This is a genomic window from Pseudomonas rustica, assembly GCF_018336155.1.
Classification (GTDB): Bacteria; Pseudomonadota; Gammaproteobacteria; order Pseudomonadales; family Pseudomonadaceae; genus Aquipseudomonas; species Aquipseudomonas rustica.
Window position 1 is genome coordinate 111,900 of sequence record NZ_JAGYHF010000006.1, and the last position, 19,304, is coordinate 131,203.

General features: G+C 60.3%; 18 protein-coding genes. 11 read left to right on the plus strand and 7 right to left on the minus strand.

All coding sequences use genetic code 11. From position 1 onward, the window contains the following. Nucleotides 1–238: 238 nt before the first annotated feature. A complete protein-coding gene (locus KFS80_RS13025; RefSeq protein ID WP_053124502.1) occupies nt 239–685 on the minus strand; it encodes a response regulator in 447 nt (148 codons plus the stop codon). A 258-nt stretch (nt 686–943) separates the two neighbouring features. Here KFS80_RS13025 and KFS80_RS13030 point away from each other — a divergent pair, with 258 nt between their 5' ends. The 8 genes from KFS80_RS13030 to KFS80_RS13065 all read left to right on the plus strand — a co-directional run bounded on the left by KFS80_RS13030 (nt 944) and on the right by KFS80_RS13065 (nt 10,184). Continuing rightward, nucleotides 944–2,878: a DUF294 nucleotidyltransferase-like domain-containing protein gene (locus tag KFS80_RS13030; protein ID WP_338109600.1), complete on the plus strand. Its 1,935-nt coding sequence runs from the start codon at nt 944–946 to the stop codon at nt 2,876–2,878. After that, nucleotides 2,875–3,582: a 3'-5' exonuclease gene (locus KFS80_RS13035; RefSeq protein ID WP_212545018.1), complete on the plus strand. Its 708-nt coding sequence runs from the start codon at nt 2,875–2,877 to the stop codon at nt 3,580–3,582. Before KFS80_RS13030 ends, KFS80_RS13035 begins: the two co-directional genes overlap by 4 nt. Nucleotides 3,583–3,914: 332 nt before the next feature. Next, nucleotides 3,915–4,391 (plus strand): RNA polymerase sigma factor, encoded by a 477-nt coding sequence (locus KFS80_RS13040; protein WP_218959295.1) that lies wholly within the window; start codon nt 3,915–3,917, stop codon nt 4,389–4,391. Beyond that, on the plus strand, nt 4,388–5,362 hold the full coding sequence (locus tag KFS80_RS13045; RefSeq protein ID WP_212545019.1) for a FecR domain-containing protein: 975 nt from the start codon (nt 4,388–4,390) through the stop codon (nt 5,360–5,362). Before KFS80_RS13040 ends, KFS80_RS13045 begins: the two co-directional genes overlap by 4 nt. A 208-nt stretch (nt 5,363–5,570) precedes the next feature. Further along, nucleotides 5,571–7,997 carry a TonB-dependent siderophore receptor gene (locus KFS80_RS13050; RefSeq protein WP_159815409.1) on the plus strand — a complete coding sequence of 809 codons (2,427 nt, stop codon included), beginning with the start codon at nt 5,571–5,573 and terminating at the stop codon, nt 7,995–7,997. Between the two features lie 74 nt (nt 7,998–8,071). After that, entirely contained in the window at nt 8,072–9,202 is a 1,131-nt protein-coding gene (locus KFS80_RS13055) for a PepSY-associated TM helix domain-containing protein (protein WP_212545020.1), read from the plus strand. Next, entirely contained in the window at nt 9,199–9,378 is a 180-nt protein-coding gene (locus KFS80_RS13060) for a hypothetical protein (protein ID WP_159815411.1), read from the plus strand. Before KFS80_RS13055 ends, KFS80_RS13060 begins: the two co-directional genes overlap by 4 nt. 176 nt (nt 9,379–9,554) lie before the next feature. Then, nucleotides 9,555–10,184 carry a glutathione S-transferase gene (locus KFS80_RS13065; protein ID WP_212545021.1) on the plus strand — a complete coding sequence of 210 codons (630 nt, stop codon included), beginning with the start codon at nt 9,555–9,557 and terminating at the stop codon, nt 10,182–10,184. A gap of 181 nt (nt 10,185–10,365) precedes the next feature. Here the strand turns inward: KFS80_RS13065 and creD are convergent, their stop codons facing one another. The 4 genes from creD to rloA2 form a co-directional block, all read right to left on the minus strand. Beyond that, nucleotides 10,366–11,733 carry a cell envelope integrity protein CreD gene (gene creD, locus KFS80_RS13070; protein ID WP_212545022.1) on the minus strand — a complete coding sequence of 456 codons (1,368 nt, stop codon included), beginning with the start codon at nt 11,731–11,733 and terminating at the stop codon, nt 10,366–10,368. A 176-nt stretch (nt 11,734–11,909) separates the two neighbouring features. Further along, complete coding sequence (gene creC / locus KFS80_RS13075; RefSeq protein WP_212545023.1) at nt 11,910–13,328, minus strand: two-component system sensor histidine kinase CreC; 1,419 nt, start codon at nt 13,326–13,328, stop codon at nt 11,910–11,912. Further along, nucleotides 13,328–14,008 (minus strand): two-component system response regulator CreB, encoded by a 681-nt coding sequence (gene creB, locus KFS80_RS13080; RefSeq protein WP_212545024.1) that lies wholly within the window; start codon nt 14,006–14,008, stop codon nt 13,328–13,330. The genes creC and creB overlap by 1 nt, the downstream gene beginning before the upstream one ends. A 67-nt stretch (nt 14,009–14,075) precedes the next feature. Beyond that, entirely contained in the window at nt 14,076–14,579 is a 504-nt protein-coding gene (gene rloA2, locus KFS80_RS13085; RefSeq protein ID WP_053124525.1) for a retropepsin-like aspartic peptidase RloA2, read from the minus strand. 257 nt (nt 14,580–14,836) lie between these two features. On the opposite strand from rloA2, the gene KFS80_RS13090 reads away from it, so the two are divergent. Next, nucleotides 14,837–15,724: an acyltransferase gene (locus KFS80_RS13090; protein ID WP_212545025.1), complete on the plus strand. Its 888-nt coding sequence runs from the start codon at nt 14,837–14,839 to the stop codon at nt 15,722–15,724. Nucleotide 15,725: 1 nt separating this feature from the next. Here the strand turns inward: KFS80_RS13090 and KFS80_RS13095 are convergent, their stop codons facing one another. Further along, complete coding sequence (locus tag KFS80_RS13095) at nt 15,726–16,283, minus strand: DUF2780 domain-containing protein (protein ID WP_212545026.1); 558 nt, start codon at nt 16,281–16,283, stop codon at nt 15,726–15,728. A gap of 148 nt (nt 16,284–16,431) precedes the next feature. On the opposite strand from KFS80_RS13095, the gene KFS80_RS13100 reads away from it, so the two are divergent. Together KFS80_RS13100 and KFS80_RS13105 are read left to right on the plus strand one after the other, a co-directional pair. Next, entirely contained in the window at nt 16,432–17,067 is a 636-nt protein-coding gene (locus KFS80_RS13100; RefSeq protein WP_212545027.1) for a sigma-70 family RNA polymerase sigma factor, read from the plus strand. Further along, nucleotides 17,064–17,738: an anti-sigma factor gene (locus KFS80_RS13105; RefSeq protein WP_212545028.1), complete on the plus strand. Its 675-nt coding sequence runs from the start codon at nt 17,064–17,066 to the stop codon at nt 17,736–17,738. Before KFS80_RS13100 ends, KFS80_RS13105 begins: the two co-directional genes overlap by 4 nt. Nucleotides 17,739–17,992: 254 nt before the next feature. On the opposite strand, the gene fdhA is transcribed toward KFS80_RS13105, so the two are convergent. Then, the gene (gene fdhA, locus KFS80_RS13110; protein ID WP_008086916.1) at nt 17,993–19,192 is read right to left on the minus strand and encodes a formaldehyde dehydrogenase, glutathione-independent; all 1,200 of its coding nucleotides are present in this window, start codon (nt 19,190–19,192) and stop codon (nt 17,993–17,995) included. Nucleotides 19,193–19,304 lie beyond the last annotated feature (112 nt).

Below are 19,304 nucleotides of genomic sequence, written 5' to 3' on the forward strand. Positions count from 1 at the left end.
GCCCTGATCTTTGGATCAGGGCTTTTTTGTTTGGACGGCGGATTGGATTTTTGTGCTGGGCTTGAGATCCATCCCCCTCACCCCAGCCCTCTCCCCCAAGGGGTAGAGGGGGAAAGGGAGCCGATCTTCATGGTTTTCAGAATCGGAGTTCGACCGAAGAATTTCACGTCGGCGTATCTCGAACATCCGCCTCGGTCAGTCCCCTCTCCCTCCGGGAGAGGGCTAGGGTGAGGGGCTTCTAAGGCTCAATCCCCAACTCGCGCTTCACCAGCGCCAGCAACTGCGTCGTATCAATCGGCTTGAGCAGAAAATCCACCACGCTCAAATGCATCGCCGCAATCGCGTCCTTCACATCGGCATCGCCCGAGACAATGATGATCGGCATCGCCGCCCGCACCGACTCGCGCACCTGCCGAATCAAGTCCAGCCCATCGACATTGCCCATGCGCAGATCGGTAATCACCAGGCCAATCGAAGGCTTTTCAGCGAGCATCTTCAACGCCGTCTCACCACTCGCCGCGGTCATGCAGCGAATGCCGTCCAACGCGAGAATCTCCGACAACAGCTCCCGGGCGTCTTTGTCGTCATCGACGATCAGCACACGCTGCGGCGGCAGGTCGGGTTCGAGCATCACTGCGCTGAGCGCTTCTCGCTCGGCGTCGCTCAAAATATCGTGGTCGGACATGGCGTTCTCTAAGTATTCAAATCAATCCCTTGGCAAGTGGTCAGACAGCGCTGGGCAGAGCTTCAATGTGCACTTCGTCGGATTTTTTTCCAAGGGGGTAACCGAGGGAATTTCCGACTGTTTGCGTAGGGCATCTCCGAAACTTCGCCAATGGTGGCAAAACCTAGACTTACGTCCAATGGGCACCCTGTCCGTAGGGGTCGACCATGGCCATAACGATCCGACAACAACAATTCGAAAAAGACTGCGGTAATGGTTATGAGTAAAGCGGACGCCTTCACCCAGGCAGGGAAAACCGCGGTATTGCAGAACATTCAGGGCACCCTGCAATTCCTCCAGCGCTTCCCGCCCTTCAATCAGATGGAACACGCTCACCTTGCTTATCTGGTGGAGCAATGTCAGCTGCGGTTTTACGCTCAGGGCGAGAGCATCATCAAACCCACTGACGGCCCGGTTGAACACTTCCATATCGTCAAGCAGGGCCGGGTGGTCGGCGAACGCCAGCACATCACCAAACCCGGCACCGAGACCACGTTTGAAATCACCATCGGCGAGTGTTTTCCGCTGGCCGCCCTGCTCGGCGAACGCGCGACGCGCACCGAGCATCTGGCCGGCGAAGATACCTTCTGCCTGCAACTGAACAAACTGGCGTTCATCAAACTGTTCGCCCTCTCCAACGCCTTCCGTGATTTCGCCTTGCGCGGGGTCAGCAGCCTGCTCGATCAGGTCAATCAGCAAGTGCAGCAAAAAGCCGTGGAAACCCTCGGCACGCAGTACTCGCTGAACACCCGCCTCGGCGAACTGGCAATGCGTCACCCGGTGACGTGCAGCCCGGACACGCCGCTGCGCGAAGCGGTGAAGCTGATGCACGAGCAACAGGTCGGCAGCATCGTCGCCGTAGACGAAAACAAGGCACCGTTGGGGATTTTCACCCTGCGCGATTTGCGCCATGTGGTGGCCGAAGGCGTCGGTGATTTCAGCGAAGCCATCGAACGCCACATGACCCGCGCGCCCTTCTATCTTTCACCGGATCACAGCGCGTTCGATGCGGCGATTGCCATGACCGAACGGCACATCGCCCACGTTTGTCTGGTCAAGGATCAGCGCTTGTGCGGCGTGGTTTCCGAGCGCGATCTGTTTTCTCTGCAACGGGTCGATCTGGTGCATCTGGCGCGGACGATTCGCAGCGCGCAACGGGTCGAACAACTGGTGACCCTGCGCGGCGAAATCGGCCAACTGGTCGAACGCATGCTCGCCCACGGCGCCTCATCGACGCAGATCACCCACATCATCACCCTGCTCAACGACCACACCGTGTGCCGGGTGATCGAGCTGACCCTCGCCGAAAAAGGCGACCCCGGCGTGCCGTTCAGTTGGCTGTGTTTCGGCAGCGAAGGCCGCCGCGAGCAAACGCTGCACACCGATCAGGACAACGGCATTTTGTTTGATGCCCGCGATGCGGCGCATGCCGCAGAGATTCGCGGCAAGCTGCTGCCGATTGCCCAGCAGATCAACCAGAGCCTGGCGCAGTGCGGCTTCACCCTGTGCAAAGGCAACATCATGGCCGGCAACCCCGAACTGTGTTTGTCGCGAGCGGAATGGGCGCGGCGCTTTGCGGCGTTTATTCGCGAGGCGACGCCGGAGAACCTGTTGGGGTCGAGTATTTATTTCGATCTGCGCGTGGTCTGGGGCGATGAAACAAGCTGCGAGCAACTGCGCCGAGGCATTCTTGATCAGGTCGGCGACAATCGTTTGTTCCAGCGCATGATGGCCGAGAACGCCCTGCGCAATCGTCCGCCGGTGGGGCGCTTCCGTGAGTTTGTACTGGCGCGCAAGAACGGCGAGAAAGCCACGCTGGATCTCAAGGTTCAAGGCCTGACGCCGTTCGTGGATGGCGCACGCTTGCTGGCGTTGGCCAACGGTATCGACGCCAACAACACCCTCGAACGCTTCCGTCAGTTGGTCGATAAAGAAGTCATCGAACGGCTGGACGGCGCGGCGTATGAAGAGGCGTATCACTTCATTCAGCAAACACGCATGCAACAGCATCAGTTGCAGACCCGCGAGAATTTGCCGTACTCCAACCGCGTCGATCCCGACAGCCTCAATCATCTCGACCGGCGCATCCTCCGCGAATCCCTGCGTCAGGCGCAGCGCCTGCAAAGCAGCCTGACGTTGCGGTATCAGCTATGAGTCTGTTTTCGTGGCTGCGCCCGGCGAGTCCGGTGGTGCCGGCGGATTTTCAGCGGCGACTGGCGAAGCTGCCGGCTATCACTGAACTGCGCGAATGCACCCTGCGCGAACAACGCTGGGTGGTGCTGGATCTGGAAACCACCGGGCTCAATCTGAACAAGGATCGCGTGTTGTCGATTGGTGCGGTGGTGATCGAGGACGGCGCGATCGACTTCAGTCAGCAGTTTGAACGCACCTTGCAATGCCGGGAGTTGAAGCTCAGCCCCAGTGTGTTGATTCATGGACTGGGGCCGAATGCGATTGCTGCCGGTAGTGAGCCGGCTGAGGCGTTGCTGGAATTGCTGGAGTTTATTGGCGACAGCCCGGTGCTGGCGTTTCATGCGCCGTTTGATCAGCACATGCTCGGGCGTGCGGTGAAGGAGCATCTGGGGCACAAGTTGCAGCAGGTGTTTCTGGATGTCGCCGATATTGCGCCGCTGGTGTGTCCGCAAGCGCAGATCCGCGAGGCGGGGCTGGATGAGTGGATCGAGTGGTTTCGGCTGGAGGTGTTTGAACGGCATAACGCGAGCGCCGATGCGCTGGCCACGGCGGAGTTGGCGTTGATTCTGTTTAGCCGGGCGCGGGGGCAGCAGATTCATAGTCCGTTGAATTTGCAGCAGCGGTTGAGCCAGTGGAAGCGTCGCCAGCAAGCTCCATCGTTTTAAAAGCACCCTCACCCCAGCCCTCTCCCGGAGGGAGAGGGGGCCGACCGAGGTGTTCGAAGCTTTGCATCGACCTGAGGGATCCAGTCGATTATGGATTCAGCAGACATCGTTCACGTCGGCGTATTGCGTCAATATCCCCCAATCAGTCCCCTCTCCCCCCGGGAGAGGGTTAGGGTGAGGGGAGCCCTTCAGCGGCCCACCCGACCAGTGGCCAATTGCTAACCATTCCCACCTCTGCGAGAATCGCGAACAATTCGCGTTAGTTAATATTTCCCAATCGGTGATATTCGGTGCCTGCAGCCCAAAGCCCTCACAGTGAACTCGTTGGTGCGATGTATCGCGACCATCGCGGTTGGCTATTGACGTGGCTGCGGCGCAATGTGGCCTGTCCGCAACGTGCCGAAGACTTGAGTCAGGACACCTTCGTACGCCTGCTCGGTCGTGATGAGTTGCTGACACCCCGCGAACCGCGCGCCTTTCTGGTGGCGATCGCCAAAGGCCTGCTGTTCGATTACTTCCGCCGCGCCGCGCTGGAACAGGCCTACCTCACCGAACTAATGCTGATCCCCGAAGGCGAACAACCGTCGGTGGAAGAACAGCAACTGATCCTCGAAGACCTCAAGGCCATCGACCGCTTGCTCGGCAAACTGTCGACCAAGGCTCGTGCCGCCTTCCTTTATAACCGCCTCGACGGCCTCGGCCATGCCGAGATCGCCGAGAAGCTCGGCGTTTCGGTGCCGCGTGTGCGCCAGTACCTCGCGCAAGGTATCCGTCAGTGCTACATCGCCCTGTACGGTGAGCCGACGTGAGCCCGGCCAGTTCCAGACCGGTTCAGGCCCACGTGCTGGACGCGGCGATTGCCTGGCAGTTGACCCTCGATTCAAGCAGTCCGCTGGAGCGCGAAGAATTCGCCAAATGGCACGCGGCCAATGAAGAACACGCCCGGGCCTGGCGCCAGTTGGGCATGCTTGATCAGCGTTTCAGCGTGGCCAAAGGCCCGGCCCGCAGCGCTCTGCTGCAATCCCGGGAAAGCATCCGTCGCCGGGTGCGCAAGTTGGGCAGTGGTCTGGCGAGCGTTGTGGTGGTTGTCGGCGTGGCATTGTTTGCTGGCGAACGTTATCTGCCGCTGGATTACTGGCTCGCCGATCAGCGCACCGCCACCGGTGAACAGCGCATCGTGCGTCTGTCCGATGGCACCGTGCTCAATCTCAATACCCACAGTGCGGTGGACGTGCGTTTCGATGACAAGCGCCGACTGATCGTTCTGCAGGAAGGCGAAATCCTCGTGGAAACCGGTCACGGCGATGCGCGGCCCTTCATCGTCGAAACCCGTGAAGGCAGCATGCGCGCGTTGGGCACGCGGTTTTTGGTCAAGCGAGAAGACGAAGGTACACGTCTGAGTGTGTTGCAGTCGGCTGTCGCGGCGCATCCGCAATCGAATCCTCAGGAGCAGATCCTGCACGAAGGCCAGCAGGTGTTCATGCGCAGTGACGGGCTCGACGCGATTGTCGCCCTCACTCCCGGCGCCGACGCCTGGACGCGCGGCATGTTGGTGGTCGACAACGCACGGCTGGGCGATCTGGTGCATGAGCTTGGGCGTTATCGTCGCGGGCATCTGGGTGTGGCGCCGGAAGTGGCGGATTTGCGCATTACTGGCAGCTTTCCGCTGCATGACACCGATAAGGCCTTGAGCGCGCTGCTACCGACGTTGCCGGTGCAGATTGAGCAGCACACGCCTTATTGGGTGACCGTCGCGAAGGCAGATTCCAAGCCTGAGTGATGTGGTGCCCGAGCTATGGCTATCGCGAGCAGGCTCACTCCTACAGTTGAAATGCGTTCCCCTGTAGGAGTGAGCCTGCTCGCGATGGCGTCATCCGCCACAACGCTATTTCCCGCAAATCGAAATTATTTTCATCCAGCCCTATCACTTTTTGATTTTCATCCGGCAAGCAGGCAATTGAGAAATATTTCCATTCAGGAGCCGCCGTATGTCCCGTTCGCTAGACACCTTGTTGCGCCCCAGTCTGCTGGCCGTCGCCATTGCCCTCAGCACCCCGCTGATCAGCAGCCCGTTGCTCGCCGCTGAACAAGCGTCCAGCGTTCGCGCTTACAACCTGCCGGCGGCGCCTCTGTCGACCACCCTGAACCAGATCGCCAGCCAGGGCGGCCTCGCGCTGTCGCTGAACCCGTCGCTGGCCGCAGGCAAGACTTCGGCACCGGTCAAAGGTCAGTACGACGCGGCCGGCGCGCTGCGTGCAGCCTTGAGCGGCACCGGTCTGCAACTCGAACAAAGTACTTCCGGCACTTACAGCCTGGTCGCCGTACCTGAAGGCGTGATGGCCCTGCCGGAAACCGCGATCATCGGCGTGGAGAATCTGGAAACCGCGTGGAGCCCGGTCGAAGGCTACACCGCCACCCGCACCGCCGCCGGCACCAAGACCGACACCGCGCTGGTCGAAGCGCCGCGCTCGATCTCGGTGGCGACCCGTCAGCAAATGGACGACCGCAGCGTGCACAGCCTCGATGACGCCGTGCGCTACATGCCGGGCATCACCGCCAGCAGTTTCGGCAGTGACACCCGCGCCGACTGGTTGCGTGTACGCGGTTTTGAACCGACCCAGTTCCTCGACGGCTTGCCGCTGCCAAAAGGCGTGTACGCCAACCCGAAACAGGAAACCTGGAACCTCGACCGCCTCGCCCTGCTGCGCGGCCCAGCGTCGTCGGTGTACGGCCAGACGCCTCCGGGCGGCTTGCTGGACATGGTCAGCCGCCGTCCAAGTGCCGAAGCCAGCAGCGAAATTCAGCTGCAATACGGCAGCGACAACCATCGCCAGATCAACTTCGCCAGCACCGGCAAGATCGATGAGGCTGGTCAGTTTCTCTACAGTCTCAGCGGCGTCGTGCGCGACAGCGGCACCCAAATCGACCACGTCGACAACAAGCGTTACAACATCGCGCCGAGCGTGACCTGGAACATCGACGACGATACCAAGTTCACCCTGCTGACCCAGTTCACCCGCGACGATACCGGCATCACCAGCCAGTTCCTGCCGATTCAGGGCACCAAGATCGACATGCCGTTCGGTGACGTTTCTCACCACAAGAACCTTGGCGATCCGGATTGGGAATATTACGACCGCACTTACTACGCGCTGGGTTATGCCTTTGAACATCGTCTGAACGATGTGTGGCAGTTCAAGCAGAACTTGCGTTATACCAAGTCCGATCTGGCATTCCAGGCGCTGACTCCAGGCTCTTATCCGTTCACGATGGTGGATGATCAAGGCAACGTCGGTCGCACTTCCACGGTTGTCGATGAGGACATCAGCCAGTTCGCCGTGGACAACAATTTCCAGGCTGACTTCGCTACCGGCGATATCCGCCACACCCTGCTGCTGGGCCTGGATCACCAGCGCAGCAACACCAATTACACCTCGATTTTCGGCGATGGCTTGACCACCAACGTCGTCAATCCGATCTACGGGCAACCGATCGTACGTCCACCGCGCTCTACCGCGTTTTATGACTACGACCAGAAGACCTACCAGACCGGCCTGTACGTGCAGGATCAAATGGCTCTCGACCAGTGGCGTCTGACCCTCGGTGGCCGTGAAGACTGGGTACACACCAGCACCCAGTTCATCAACAAGGGCGATGCCACCAACACGCAGCGCGACAAAAACTTCAGCGGCAACGCGGCAATCAGCTATGTCTTCGATTCGGGCTTTGTGCCGTACCTGTCGTACGCCGAGTCCTTCCAGCCAACCGCTGGTGCCGACGCGACGTCCACCGATTCGCTCAAGCCAACCGAAGGCAAGCAGTGGGAACTGGGCATCAAGTACCAGCCACCGGGCAGCAAAACCCTGCTGACCGCTGCGGTGTATGACCTGACCCAGAAAAACGTTTCCGTAAACACCAACGTCAATGGCGTTTCGATCACCAGCCAGACCGGCGAAGTGAAAGTCAAAGGCCTGGAACTGGAAGCCGTTTCGGACGTGACCGATAACCTCAAGGTCATCGCCGCCTATACCCTGGCCAAGTCCGAAGTGCAGAAAGGCGTCGACAAGGGCAATCGTCTGCAACTGATGCCGAACCAGCAAGCCTCGCTGTGGACTGACTACACCTGGCACACCGGCGTGCTCGACGGTTTCGGCGTGGGTGCTGGCGTGCGTTACACCGGCAACACCTACGGCGACAAAGGCAACACCTGGCTGGGCAAGGCGGATGCCTATACCGTGTTCGACGCGAGCGTGCATTACGACCTCGGCCGTCTCGACAACAGCCTCAAAGGCGCGTCGCTGGCACTGAATGCGACCAACCTGTTCGACAAGGACTACATTTCCACCTGCGACGGTTTCTATTGCTACTACGGCGACCAACGCAGCGTCGTCGCCAGCGCCACTTACAAGTGGTAAGCGACTGAGCTGAAACAGGCCCTGTTACCAGGCCGTCCCTCGTGGACGGCTTTGGTGTTTTTGAAGGTCATGAAATGAAAAGTAAAACAATTCGTCGCTGGTCGTTTATCCACACCTGGACCAGCCTGATCTGCACCGTGTTTTTGCTGATGCTGGCATTGACCGGTTTGCCGTTGATTTTCAGCCATGAGATCGATCATCTGCTGGGCAATGCCCCCGAGTTGCGAGAGATGCCGGCCGACACGCCGCAACTCAATCTGCAACAACTGGTGGATGCCGCGCAGAAACATCGGCCGGGCGAGGTCATGCAATACTTCGGTTACGACGACGAAGAGCCAAACGCTGCGTTTGCGATCATGGCAAAAACCGCCGACACCGAACCGAACTCCTCGCACACCTTCATGCTCGACGCGCGCACCGGTGAAGCACTGGAAACCCCTTCGGCCAACGGCGGTTTGATGCTGTTTATCCTGCGCCTGCACGTCGACATGTTTGCCGGGTTGCCGGGCAAACTGCTGCTGGCGTTTATGGGTTTATTGTTTGTCGTGGCGATTGTTTCGGGCACGGTGTTGTACTTGCCGTTCATGCGTCGGCTGAAGTTCGGCACGGTGCGTCAGGACAAATCCACGCGGCTGCGCTGGCTCGACCTGCATAACCTGATTGGCGTCGTAACGCTGACCTGGGCCTTGGTCGTCGGCGTGACTGGCGTGATCAGTGCCTGCGCCGATCTGCTGATCGCCGCATGGCGCAACGAGGCCCTGACCGCGTTGATCGAACCTTACCGCGACGCGCCACCGCTGACACAACTGGCGCCCGCCACGCGTTTGCTCGACATTGCCGGCGAAGCTGCGCCGGGCATGAAACCGGATTTCATTGCCTTCCCCGGCACGCGCTTCTCCAGCGAACACCATTACTCGGTGTTCATGAAGGGTGGCACGCACCTGACGTCGCATCTGCTGACGCCGGTGCTGATCGACGCCACCACGCTGAAGGTCACCGCTGTCGCGGAACGACCGTGGTACATGGACGCGATGGGCATGTCGCAACCGCTGCACTTCGGTGATTACGGCGGCATGCCGATGAAGATCCTTTGGGCCACGCTCGATGTGCTGACCATCATCGTTCTCGGCAGCGGCGTGTATCTGTGGGTGGTGCGGCGCAAGGCGGCCAAGCCTGTGCTGGAAACGACGGAGGCGACGGTATGAAGCCGCGTCAGTCGAATTTCTGGAAAGTCTTCAGCACGCCGTTGGTGATTGGTCTTCTGAGTGCGGCGGGACTGTTTGCGGCGTTGCTGGGGGACGGGATCTGGGATGCGCTGAGCTGGGTCGGGCTAGGTGTGCCGGCCTTCCTGGCCCTTAAAGGATTACTGCTGCGAAGCTGAGAAACCACTGTAGGAGTGAGCCTGCTCGCGATAGCGCAATCACATTCAACATCAGCGTTGACTGAACCACCGCTATCGCGAGCAGGCTCACTCCTACACTTGCTTCAGCGCAAGGCTTGAGCTCGCATCCTGACAGGCTATGCTGCCCGTTCACCATTCTGATCGAGACCCTGCCAATGTCCGCCCCCAGCATGACCCTGTACCACAACACCCTCTCCCCGTTCGTGCGCAAAGTGATGGTGCTGCTCCACGAAACCGGTCAGCAGGATCGCGTTGCCCTGCAAGACTGCGTGCTCTCCCCGGTCAGCCCGAGCGCCGAGCTCAACGCCGACAACCCGTTGGGCAAGATCCCGGCCCTGCGCCTGGCCGACGGCACGGTCATCCATGACAGCCGCGTGATCCTCGAATACCTCGACCACCAGCACGTCGGCAACCCGTTGATCCCGCGCGAAGGCTCGGCCCGCTGGCGCCGTCTGACCCTCGCCTCGCTGGCCGACGGGATCATGGACGCCTCGGTGATGGTGCGTTATGAACAAGTCCTGCGCGCCCCGGAAAAACACTGGGATGAATGGCTCGAGGCACAACGCGAGAAGATCCGTCGCGCGCTGAATCTGTTGGAGCACGATGCGATTGCCGAGCTGACCAGCCACTTCGATGTGGCCGCGATCAGCGTCGCCAGTGCGTTGGGTTACCTGGATCTGCGCTTCCCCGACCTGGGCTGGCGTGAAGCTAATCCGCAACTGGCTAACTGGTTTTTTGAAGTGAGTCAGCGACCGTCCATGATTGCGACGATGCCCAAGCCTTAGTTTTTGGGTGCCTGTTCCGGCCTCTTCGCGAGCAGGCTCACTCCTACAGTTGACCGCATTTCCCTGTAGGAGTGAGCCTGCTCGCGATGGCGGCAACTCGCTTCCACAGGCAAATAGCCGATAATCCGCGTCACCAACCCATCCTTCCACAGCTGATCCTCGCGCAACCCCAGCGACCGGCTCATTCCACCACCCCGATATCAAACTCCAACGGCTTGGCCGGCTTCTGCCCGATCCCGTACCAATCCAGTTTGCGCGTCAGCACCATAAACACGCCGAGCAAGCCGAACAGCAGCAACGAGCCCATCAACAACGCGTAATCCTCCGCGCTCAACAGCCCATAAAGCAGCCCATACAACGCCGCCAACCCCGCCGAAAAACTCAAGCCATGGCGCACGCTGCGCAGCACGTGGCAGACGTAGAACCCGATCAACAACACACAAGCACTGGCCGACAGCAGATACGCCAGGGCAAAACCGATGTGCTCCGACAACGACAGCAGCAACAGATAGAAAAACGCCAACGCGACACCGACCAGCGCGTATTGCACCGGGTGCACCGCGAGACTTTTCAGTACTTCGAAGAGAAAGAAACCGGCAAACGTCAGGACGATAAACAGCAACGCATATTTGATCGCCCGGTCACTCTTCAGGTACTGATCCACCGGGTCGATAAAACTCACGCCAAAGCTGCGGCTGTTGAATGCCTCGCAATCGCCCCTCACGCAGCGATGCATTGCTTCCTGCAGGTTGGTGGAGAAAAACGAGGTCTGCCAATCGGCCTTGAAACCCTGATCGTTGATCTCGCGTTTGGCCGGCAGGAAGTTACCGATGAAGCTCGGATGCGGCCAATTCGCGCCGAGGCTGACACTGCTGGTCTTGCCCACCGGTAGCACGCGCAGCGAACCGGTGCCTTGTAGTTGAAGATCGAAGGCGAACGCCAGCTCGGTGGTTTTGCTGGTATCCAGCGTCGGCAGCGTGACCCGCACCCCCTCACCGAGCCAGGCCACTTCCGTGCCCGGAACAAAGTCCAGACGCTGACCATCAAGCTCCAGTTTCAACGCGTTTTCGATGCCGCGAATGTCGCTGATGCCGACGGCGAGAAACGGCGCGTCAAACTGGTAGTCCGCGAAATCTTCCTTGATGCCCAACTGCGCCGGCAGCGAGAAATGCCCATTGATGCGATTGTCGGCATGGAACAGTCGCGCCTCGTAGATCCCGCGTTTACGCAGTTCGGTCTGCACCTGGCCGTCGAGCTCAAAACGCTCGGGCAGAAAGTACAAACGCCCGCGCTCTTCGCCGATTTCCTGGTAACGCTTGTTGGTTTTTTCGTTGGTTTTCCAGGTGCGCACCACTTTGCGATACGGCACCACCATCACCGGGCCGCTGACCTGCTGGCTGTAACTGGAACTGCGGGCGATGTCTTCGAGCACGCCGTCGCGCAGCTGTTGGCGCTCGTCGATGACGCCATCGATCATCAACAGCGGGATCAGCAATAGCAGGATCAGCAGCGCGATGGCGCCGAGCTTGATGGTCAGATTTTTGTTCATGGGACTCTCCCTGTTTTGATGGGGGGAGTCTGGTGATGGGGTGTGGGGGGTTTGTGGGGGGAATGTGGAGATTGTGTGGAGACTTCAATGCCCCCATCGCGAGCAGGCTCACTCCTACAGTTGATCGCATTCCAATCTGTAGGAGTGAGCCTGCTCGCGATGGCCGCGCCTCGGTCTCAAGACAAGCGCAATGTCACCTCAACGCCGCCCTCAACGTTGCGAATGCTCATCGAACCACCATGCAACTTCACCACTTCTTCAACAAAATTAAGCCCAAGCCCCGTGCTCTTGCGGCCGCTGTCCGGGCGCGGCAGCGAGTAAAAACGCTCGGTCAATCGCGGCAGCGCGTAACCGGGAATCGCCGCTGTTTCATTGAACAAACGAAATTCAATCTGCTCACCAACCCGCTCGGCACTGAAACGCAAAAGCCCCTGCTTCGGGGTGAAATCCAGCGCATTCTCCAACAGATTACCCAGCGCCTGACGCAACAGAAACGGCTCGCACATCAACAACAGATCCGCCGCAATCGTCTGCTCGATTCGCAACTGCTTCCCTTCAATCCGCGCCGCCTGCGCCTGCAACAGTTCATCCACCAACACCGCCAACGGCACCGCCACCCGCTCTTCCAGGCCTTGCCGTTGTTCGACCTGCGCCAGGTTCAACAGCCGCTCAATCAACTGCTGCATCCGCGCACTTTCGCTGTCGATGTTGCCGACAAAACGCAGGCGCTGGATCGGCGGCATGTCGCCTTGCAGCAATTCCGCCGCGCCACGAATCGCCGCCAGCGGACTTTTCAGTTCATGGGTCAACGTATGCACGTAACGCTCGACGTAGGCCTTGCCTTCCAGTTGCGTGCGCATCTGTTCCACGGCGGTGGCGAGTTGCTCCAGTTCGCCACCGCGATAGTGCGGTACTTCAACACGGCGCCCTTCGCTCACGGCTTGGGCATAACCGGTCAAGCGGTGCAGCGCGCGACTCAGCCACCACGACAGCAGCGCGCCAAACAACAGGCCGAGGCCGATCAAACCGGCGCCGTAAAACAGCAAACGTCGCTCGGTGCGATCAACGTAAGGCTGCAATGAGCTGTTGGGTTTGGCCACGGTGACCACGCCGATGATTTTGCCGTTGTCGCGGATCGGCGCGCCGACATGCATCACCGAGGAGCTCGCGTCGTTCGGATCGCTGCGGGTCGAACGTGCGCCGTATTCTCCGCGCAAGGTCAGGTAGACGTCGTTCCAGCGCGAGTAATCCTGACCCACCGCAACGCCGCTGGAATCGAGCACAACGATGCCTTTGGCGTCGGTCACATAGATACGGTGATTGACCTGGTTTTTCGGCAAGCCCCAGATCGTCGCTTGCGGCTGGCGATCACCATAAGCGCGGAGCAATTCGGGCCAACGATTTTCGCTGAGGGTGCCGGCCTTAAAATCGTCACGAAGTATTTCCGCCATCAAGTTCGCGGTATCAACCAGGGTTTCTTCGGTGGACTGGCGCACGCCGGGGCGGATTTCTTCCATCACCGTGTTGAGCACGAAATAACCGGTCAGGCCGATAAACAGCACGTACACCAGAAAAATCCGCAGCCCCAACGACATCAGCTGTGCCCCGGGCTGTAGCTGTAACCGAGGCCGCGATGGGTCTGGATCGGTTCGGCTTCGGCGCGCACCAGCCGCAGTTTGGCGCGCACGCTTTTGATATGGCTGTCGATGCTGCGTTCGTAACCGGCATCGGCCGCGACGCCCAGCGCATCGAGCAATTGCTCGCGGCTGAACACCCGTTCGGGTTGTTCGAGCAGGCATTGCAGCAGACGGAATTCGTGGCGGGTCAGGCTTAACGTCTGGCCGCGATAGCTGATTTGTACGCGCTCGGGGTCGATACGAAACAGCGCCGAGGTGGATTCAATCGGCGGACGCGGCGCCATGCGTTTGAGGATGGCTTTGACCCGTGCCGCCACTTCCCGAGGGCTGAACGGCTTGACCACATAGTCGTCGGCGCCGATCTCCAGCCCGACCACGCGATCAATCTCGGCATCACGAGCGCTGAGGAACAGCACCGGCACTTCGCTGAAACGCCGCAGCTGTTTGCAGGTCTCGAAGCCGCTGATGTCCGGCAGGCCGATGTCGAGGATGATCAGATCGGCTGGCGTCTGCCGCTGATGTTCCAGCGCTGCCGCGCCAAGGCTCAGCCACGTGGTGCTGAACCCCTCGCCTTGCAAGGCGAAAATCAGCGTGTCGGCAATCGCCGCTTCGTCTTCGACAATCAGGATATGAGGCATGGCGTCCGAGCCCGTGGTTGAGTGCGCGAACGGTGCCCCAAGCCTGACGTTACGTCAATGAGACCACTTAGCAGTCCGGCTTGTCGGCGGTGAAGCGACGCGCCGGATTCACGGCTGCGCCGAATTCACGCAAGGCTTTGGCACCGATCAGCAACGGGTAATTGAAGTTGCTGCGGTCGGTCAGGTTGACCTCAACGGTACGCTTGACGTCGCCCAGGCACAGCTCCAGATCGACCACCGGGCGTTTGGCGACTTCGGTGCTTTCACCCTCGTCCTCTTCATCCGAGCGGCTCTTGATCTTGCTGATCCGTGCGACTTTGTGTTCGTAGACTTTGTTGCTGGCGTCTTTGGTGCCGAGGCGGAAGCGCACCCAGTCTTCGCCGTCGCGGGTGAAGGTTTCGATGTCCTTGGCCGACAGCGAGGCGGTCAGCGCGCCGGTGTCCATCTTGGCCTTGAGCACTTCACCGCCGATTTCCGGCAGCGCGATGTATTCGTAGCGGCCGTACAGGGTCGGCTCGGCGGCCATGACCGGCAGGGCGACGAGGGCAAACAGTGCAAGGAGGGATTTCACGTAAGGGGCTTCCTTGGGGAGTTGGGCAACGGGATTTTAGACCGTTGCGCGCTTGATCGTTCCCACGCTCTGCGTGGGCATGCATCCAGTGACGCTCTGCGTCACAGGGACGCGGAGCGTCCCGGGCGGCGTTACCACGCAGAGCGTGGGAACGATCAGGTTAACGCGACTGAAGTGAAACATTCGTCAGCGCCGATTTGGCCTGCCGCGCGAAGCTGCTTATCATGACGCGCCCAACCCACGTCATAGAGTTGCTTATGCGCCGCCTGCTCACCGGCTGTTTCGTCACCCTGCTGCTGTTGCTCAACACCCTGATCCTGATCGGGCCGTTGCTGGTGTTTGCCCTGCTCAAACTGGTCGCGCCGGGCCGTTGGCGCGACTACGCGTCGGGGGCGGTGATGTGGATCGCCGAGACCTGGGCCGAAATCGACAAGCTGATTTTCCGCCTGTGCATCCCCACCCAATGGGACATTCGCGGCGGCGAAGGCCTGCGCGGCGACACGTCTTATCTGGTGATCAGCAACCACCAATCGTGGGTCGACATTCCGGCGCTGATCCAGACACTGAACCGGCGCACGCCGTTCTTCAAATTCTTCCTCAAGAAAGAACTGATCTGGGTACCGTTTCTGGGACTGGCGTGGTGGGCGCTGGATTACCCGTTCATGAAGCGCTACACCAAGGCGTTTCTGGCGAAGAACCCGGAGCTGGCGGGCAAGGATCTGGAAATCACCAAACAGGCCTGCGAGCTGTTCAAGCGTCAGCCGGTGACGGTGGTGAATTATCTGGAAGGCACGCGCTACACGGCGGCGAAAAGCACCGAACAGCAATCACCGTTCAACCACTTGCTCAAACCCAAGGCGGGCGGCGTGGCGTTTGTGTTGGCGGCGATGGGTGAACAGCTGGATGCGATCCTCGACGTGACGGTGGTTTATCCACAGGCACGGATTCCAGGATTCTGGGATTTGATCAGCGGCAACGTGCCGAGAGTCATCATCGACATCAAGACCCGCGAACTCGACCCGGCGCTGTGGCAGGGCGATTACGAAAACGATCCAGCGTTTCGCCAGACCGTCCAGAGCTGGGTCAATCAGCTCTGGAACGAGAAGGATCAGCGCATCGCCGAACTGCGCGACGAGCGGCGCTGACTCAGCTACCGGTGCCAACGCCCCAGATGCTGCCCAGGCTGGTCAGCAGCGAACCGCCGACGCCTTGGTCACCCAGGTACTTGAGCAGCACCGGGGCAAACTGGCCGACCATGCCGCTGTCCATGCCCAACGCACCGAACGCGTTGTTCAGGTCATTGGTGTCCTTGACGTTACCGAGGGCGTTCTCCAGACCGGCGGATTTGCCGGACTGACCCAGCAACCCGCTCAACGCCGCCAGGTTGCCGCTACCGCCCGACAGCTTGTCGATGCCCGGCACTTCTTTGGCCAACTGCGAATAATCAGTGCTGCTCAATTGGTTTTTCGCCAGACCCAACATGGCGCTGGTGCCGCCGACGGCTTGTTGTGGCGTAACCCCCAGACCGGTGACGGCTTGCAGCAAACCGGCCGTTTCCGAGGTCGGCGCTGCGGCAGTGGCAGCGTTGCCGCCCTGCATGCTGGCAGCGGCCTTGGTGACGTCGTCCAGACTGAAACCGGCAAACGCCGGGCTCGCCGCCAGGGTCATGAGTGATGCCAAGGCAAAACCGCGTGAAATCTTCATTCAGACATCCTCTTGCGCTGTGAAAACTACCCGTCAATGGGCAGCGAAACTGCCGGTTTGACCGAGGATACGCCGGCATGTTCCGGTGCAGAGCATCCATTTTCCCCCGTCTCACGTATATGAATCGTGAAACCCTGGAATTGTCGCGATGAATGGCACAACCGCTGTCGCTGAACTAGCCTGTGAACAGCCCGAGTCTAGCCCTCGTCGCCCATCCATTGCCTGGAGAGTCGTTATTTCCACCGCCGAGACCGATCAGCTAAGGCAGCTGTTGGCCCAGTGTTCACTGGGTGATCGGCGCGCCTTCGAAACCTTGTACCGCAGCGTCGGCCCGCGCCTGCACGGCGTGGCCCTGCGTTTCATGGGTCGCGCGGATCTGGCCGAAGAAGTGTTGCAGGAAGCCTTCGTACGGATCTGGAACAACGCCTCGCGCTACGAATCGCATCTGTCGGCGCCGATGACCTGGATGATCAACATCACCCGCAATCAGGCCATCGACCAGTTGCGCAAACACCGCGACCGGCCGCTGACCGACCTCGAACAGGACGCCCTGCAGGACGAAAGCCCCTCGGCCCACGATCAATTGAGCAGCGCCCGTGAGGCTCACGCCCTCAACCGTTGCCTGGAAACCCTCGAAGGCATGCAGCGCCAATCGATCACCGTCGCCTACTTTCACGGCTTGTCCTGCTCGGAACTCGCCGAACATTTGGCCGCGCCGCTGGGCTCGGTGAAATCGTGGATCCGCCGAGGCATGGAACGCCTGCGCCGGTGCCTTGAATCATGAACTACCAGACCCCTGCCCTGCGCCGCGCGCTCGCAGCCGATTACGCGATCGGTCTGATGTCAGCGCCTGCGCGGCGACGCTTTGAGCAGCTGCTGCTGGACGACGCGGCGTTGCGAGCGGAAGTGGCGCAATGGCAGGAAACGCTGGTGAGCCTCACCGAATCCCTGCCGGAACATCCGGTGCCCGATCGCGTGTGGCAAGGCATCACCGCGCGCATCGAACCGCAAGTGCTGCATGTGCCCGAGAAGCGTCCGTTCTGGAACTGGCTTCGCGTTATGGCGGCGGTCTGTTCAATTGTTGTGCTGGTGTTTCTCGGTTCGCTGTACAACCGTGATGATGCTCGGTACACCGCGACGCTGTTGACGGCCAGTGCGCAACCGGCGCTGAAGGTCGAGGCGCATGAAGATTATCTGCAGGTCGAGCCGCTGACGCTGGCGGCGGTTGATGCGGATCGCAGTCTGGAACTGTGGGCGATTCCGGCGGATGGCAAGCCGATTTCGCTGGGGGTGATTCCGGCGGGGGGTAAAGGCAAGGTTGAGTTGAGCGAGGCGCAGCGGGGGTTGATTGGGCAGCCGATTGCGTTGGCGGTGAGTCTGGAGCCTAAGGGTGGTTCGCCGACCGGGCAGCCGACTGGGCCGGTGTTGTATCAAGGGGCGTTGGCAGAGTTGTAAAGCAAAGCCCCTCACCCTAGCCCTCTCCCGGAGGGAGAGGGGACTGATTGGGGGATATTGACGCAATACGCCGACGTGAAAGATTTCTGCTGAATCCATAATCGACTGGATTCCTCAGGTCGATGCAAAACTTAGAACACCTCGGTCGGCCCCCTCTCCCTCCGGGAGAGGGCTGGGGTGAGGGTAACTTCTGACCTTGCCTTCCAACAAAAAACGGCGACCTTGAGGTCGCCGTTTTGAATTGCGCTTAAGCCCTACGCCGCACTGAACAACTTATGCGGATCAATCACAAACTTCTTCGGCACGCCCGCATCGAACTCGCCGTACCCTTCCGGCGCCTGATCCAGGCTGATCACCTGCACACCCACCACTTCGGCAATGTTGATGCGATCCCACATGATCGCCTGCATCAGTTGACGGTTGTACTTCATCACTGGGGTTTGCCCGGTGTGGAAGCTGTGGGATTTCGCCCAGCCCAGACCGAAGCGAATGCTCAGGCTGCCCATTTTCGCGGCGGCGTCGACGGCACCCGGATCCTCGGTGACGTAAAGGCCCGGAATACCGATCTTGCCGGCAACACGCACCACGCCCATCAGCGAGTTGAGTACGGTGGCCGGGGCTTCCGATTTCGCGCCGTCATGGCCGTGACCGCGTGCTTCGAAACCGACGCAGTCCACCGCGCAATCCACTTCCGGCTCGCCGAGCAGCGCGGCGATTTGTTCGTGCAGCGGCGCGTCTTTCGACAGGTCGACGATTTCAAAACCTTGCGCCTTGGCGTGGGCCAAACGGATGGTGTTGACGTCGCCGATGATCACCACCGCAGCACCGAGCAGACGTGCAGAAGCGGCAGCGGCCAGACCGACCGGGCCAGCGCCAGCGATGTAAACGGTGCTGCCCGGGCCGACGCCGGCAGTGACCGCGCCGTGGTAACCGGTCGGGAGAATGTCGGAGAGGCAGGTCAGGTCGCGGATTTTCTCCATGGCCTTGTCGCGATCCGGCAGTTTCAGCAGGTTGAAGTCGGCGTACGGCACCAGCACGTATTCGGCCTGGCCGCCGGTCCAGTCGCCCATGTCGACGTAACCGTAAGCGCCGCCGGCACGGGCCGGGTTGACGGTCAGGCAGACGCCGGTGTGTTGCTCTTTGCAGGAACGGCAGCGCCCGCATGCAACGTTGAACGGTACGGAGACCAGATCACCGATTTTCAGGTTTTCGACGTCGGAGCCTTTTTCGATCACCTCGCCGGTGATTTCGTGGCCCAGCACCAGACCGGTCTGCGCCGTGGTACGGCCGCGCACCATGTGTTGGTCGGAGCCGCAGATGTTGGTGGAAACCACTTTGAGAATGACCCCGTGCTCGATCTTGCGACCGCGCGGGTCCTGCATTTTCGGATAGTCGATTTTCTGTACTTCGACCTTGCCCGCGCCGAGATACACCACACCACGATTGCCAGACATGCTTTCACCTCGCTGTTGTTTTTATGGAACCGCGTTGCCCAGGCAGGCAGCGCGTTAAGTGCTCGGGTACAGATGCTGTTTCTTGTGTTGCTTGTGGGGACGTCTTCGCGGG

Bases quoted from the DNA above. Each gene is read 5' to 3' on its own strand.
- KFS80_RS13025 (WP_053124502.1), bottom strand. From the start codon at position 685: ATGTCCGACCACGATATTTTGAGCGACGCCGAGCGAGAAGCGCTCAGC.
- KFS80_RS13030 (WP_338109600.1), top strand. From the start codon at position 944: ATGAGTAAAGCGGACGCCTTCACCCAGGCAGGGAAAACCGCGGTATTG.
- KFS80_RS13035 (WP_212545018.1), top strand. From the start codon at position 2,875: ATGAGTCTGTTTTCGTGGCTGCGCCCGGCGAGTCCGGTGGTGCCGGCG.
- KFS80_RS13040 (WP_218959295.1), top strand. From the start codon at position 3,915: ATGTATCGCGACCATCGCGGTTGGCTATTGACGTGGCTGCGGCGCAAT.
- KFS80_RS13050 (WP_159815409.1), top strand. From the start codon at position 5,571: ATGTCCCGTTCGCTAGACACCTTGTTGCGCCCCAGTCTGCTGGCCGTC.
- KFS80_RS13055 (WP_212545020.1), top strand. From the start codon at position 8,072: ATGAAAAGTAAAACAATTCGTCGCTGGTCGTTTATCCACACCTGGACC.
- KFS80_RS13060 (WP_159815411.1), top strand. From the start codon at position 9,199: ATGAAGCCGCGTCAGTCGAATTTCTGGAAAGTCTTCAGCACGCCGTTG.
- KFS80_RS13065 (WP_212545021.1), top strand. From the start codon at position 9,555: ATGTCCGCCCCCAGCATGACCCTGTACCACAACACCCTCTCCCCGTTC.
- creD (WP_212545022.1), bottom strand. From the start codon at position 11,733: ATGAACAAAAATCTGACCATCAAGCTCGGCGCCATCGCGCTGCTGATC.
- creC (WP_212545023.1), bottom strand. From the start codon at position 13,328: ATGTCGTTGGGGCTGCGGATTTTTCTGGTGTACGTGCTGTTTATCGGC.
- creB (WP_212545024.1), bottom strand. From the start codon at position 14,008: ATGCCTCATATCCTGATTGTCGAAGACGAAGCGGCGATTGCCGACACG.
- KFS80_RS13090 (WP_212545025.1), top strand. From the start codon at position 14,837: ATGCGCCGCCTGCTCACCGGCTGTTTCGTCACCCTGCTGCTGTTGCTC.
- KFS80_RS13095 (WP_212545026.1), bottom strand. From the start codon at position 16,283: ATGAAGATTTCACGCGGTTTTGCCTTGGCATCACTCATGACCCTGGCG.
- KFS80_RS13100 (WP_212545027.1), top strand. From the start codon at position 16,432: ATGAATGGCACAACCGCTGTCGCTGAACTAGCCTGTGAACAGCCCGAG.
- KFS80_RS13105 (WP_212545028.1), top strand. From the start codon at position 17,064: ATGAACTACCAGACCCCTGCCCTGCGCCGCGCGCTCGCAGCCGATTAC.
- fdhA (WP_008086916.1), bottom strand. From the start codon at position 19,192: ATGTCTGGCAATCGTGGTGTGGTGTATCTCGGCGCGGGCAAGGTCGAA.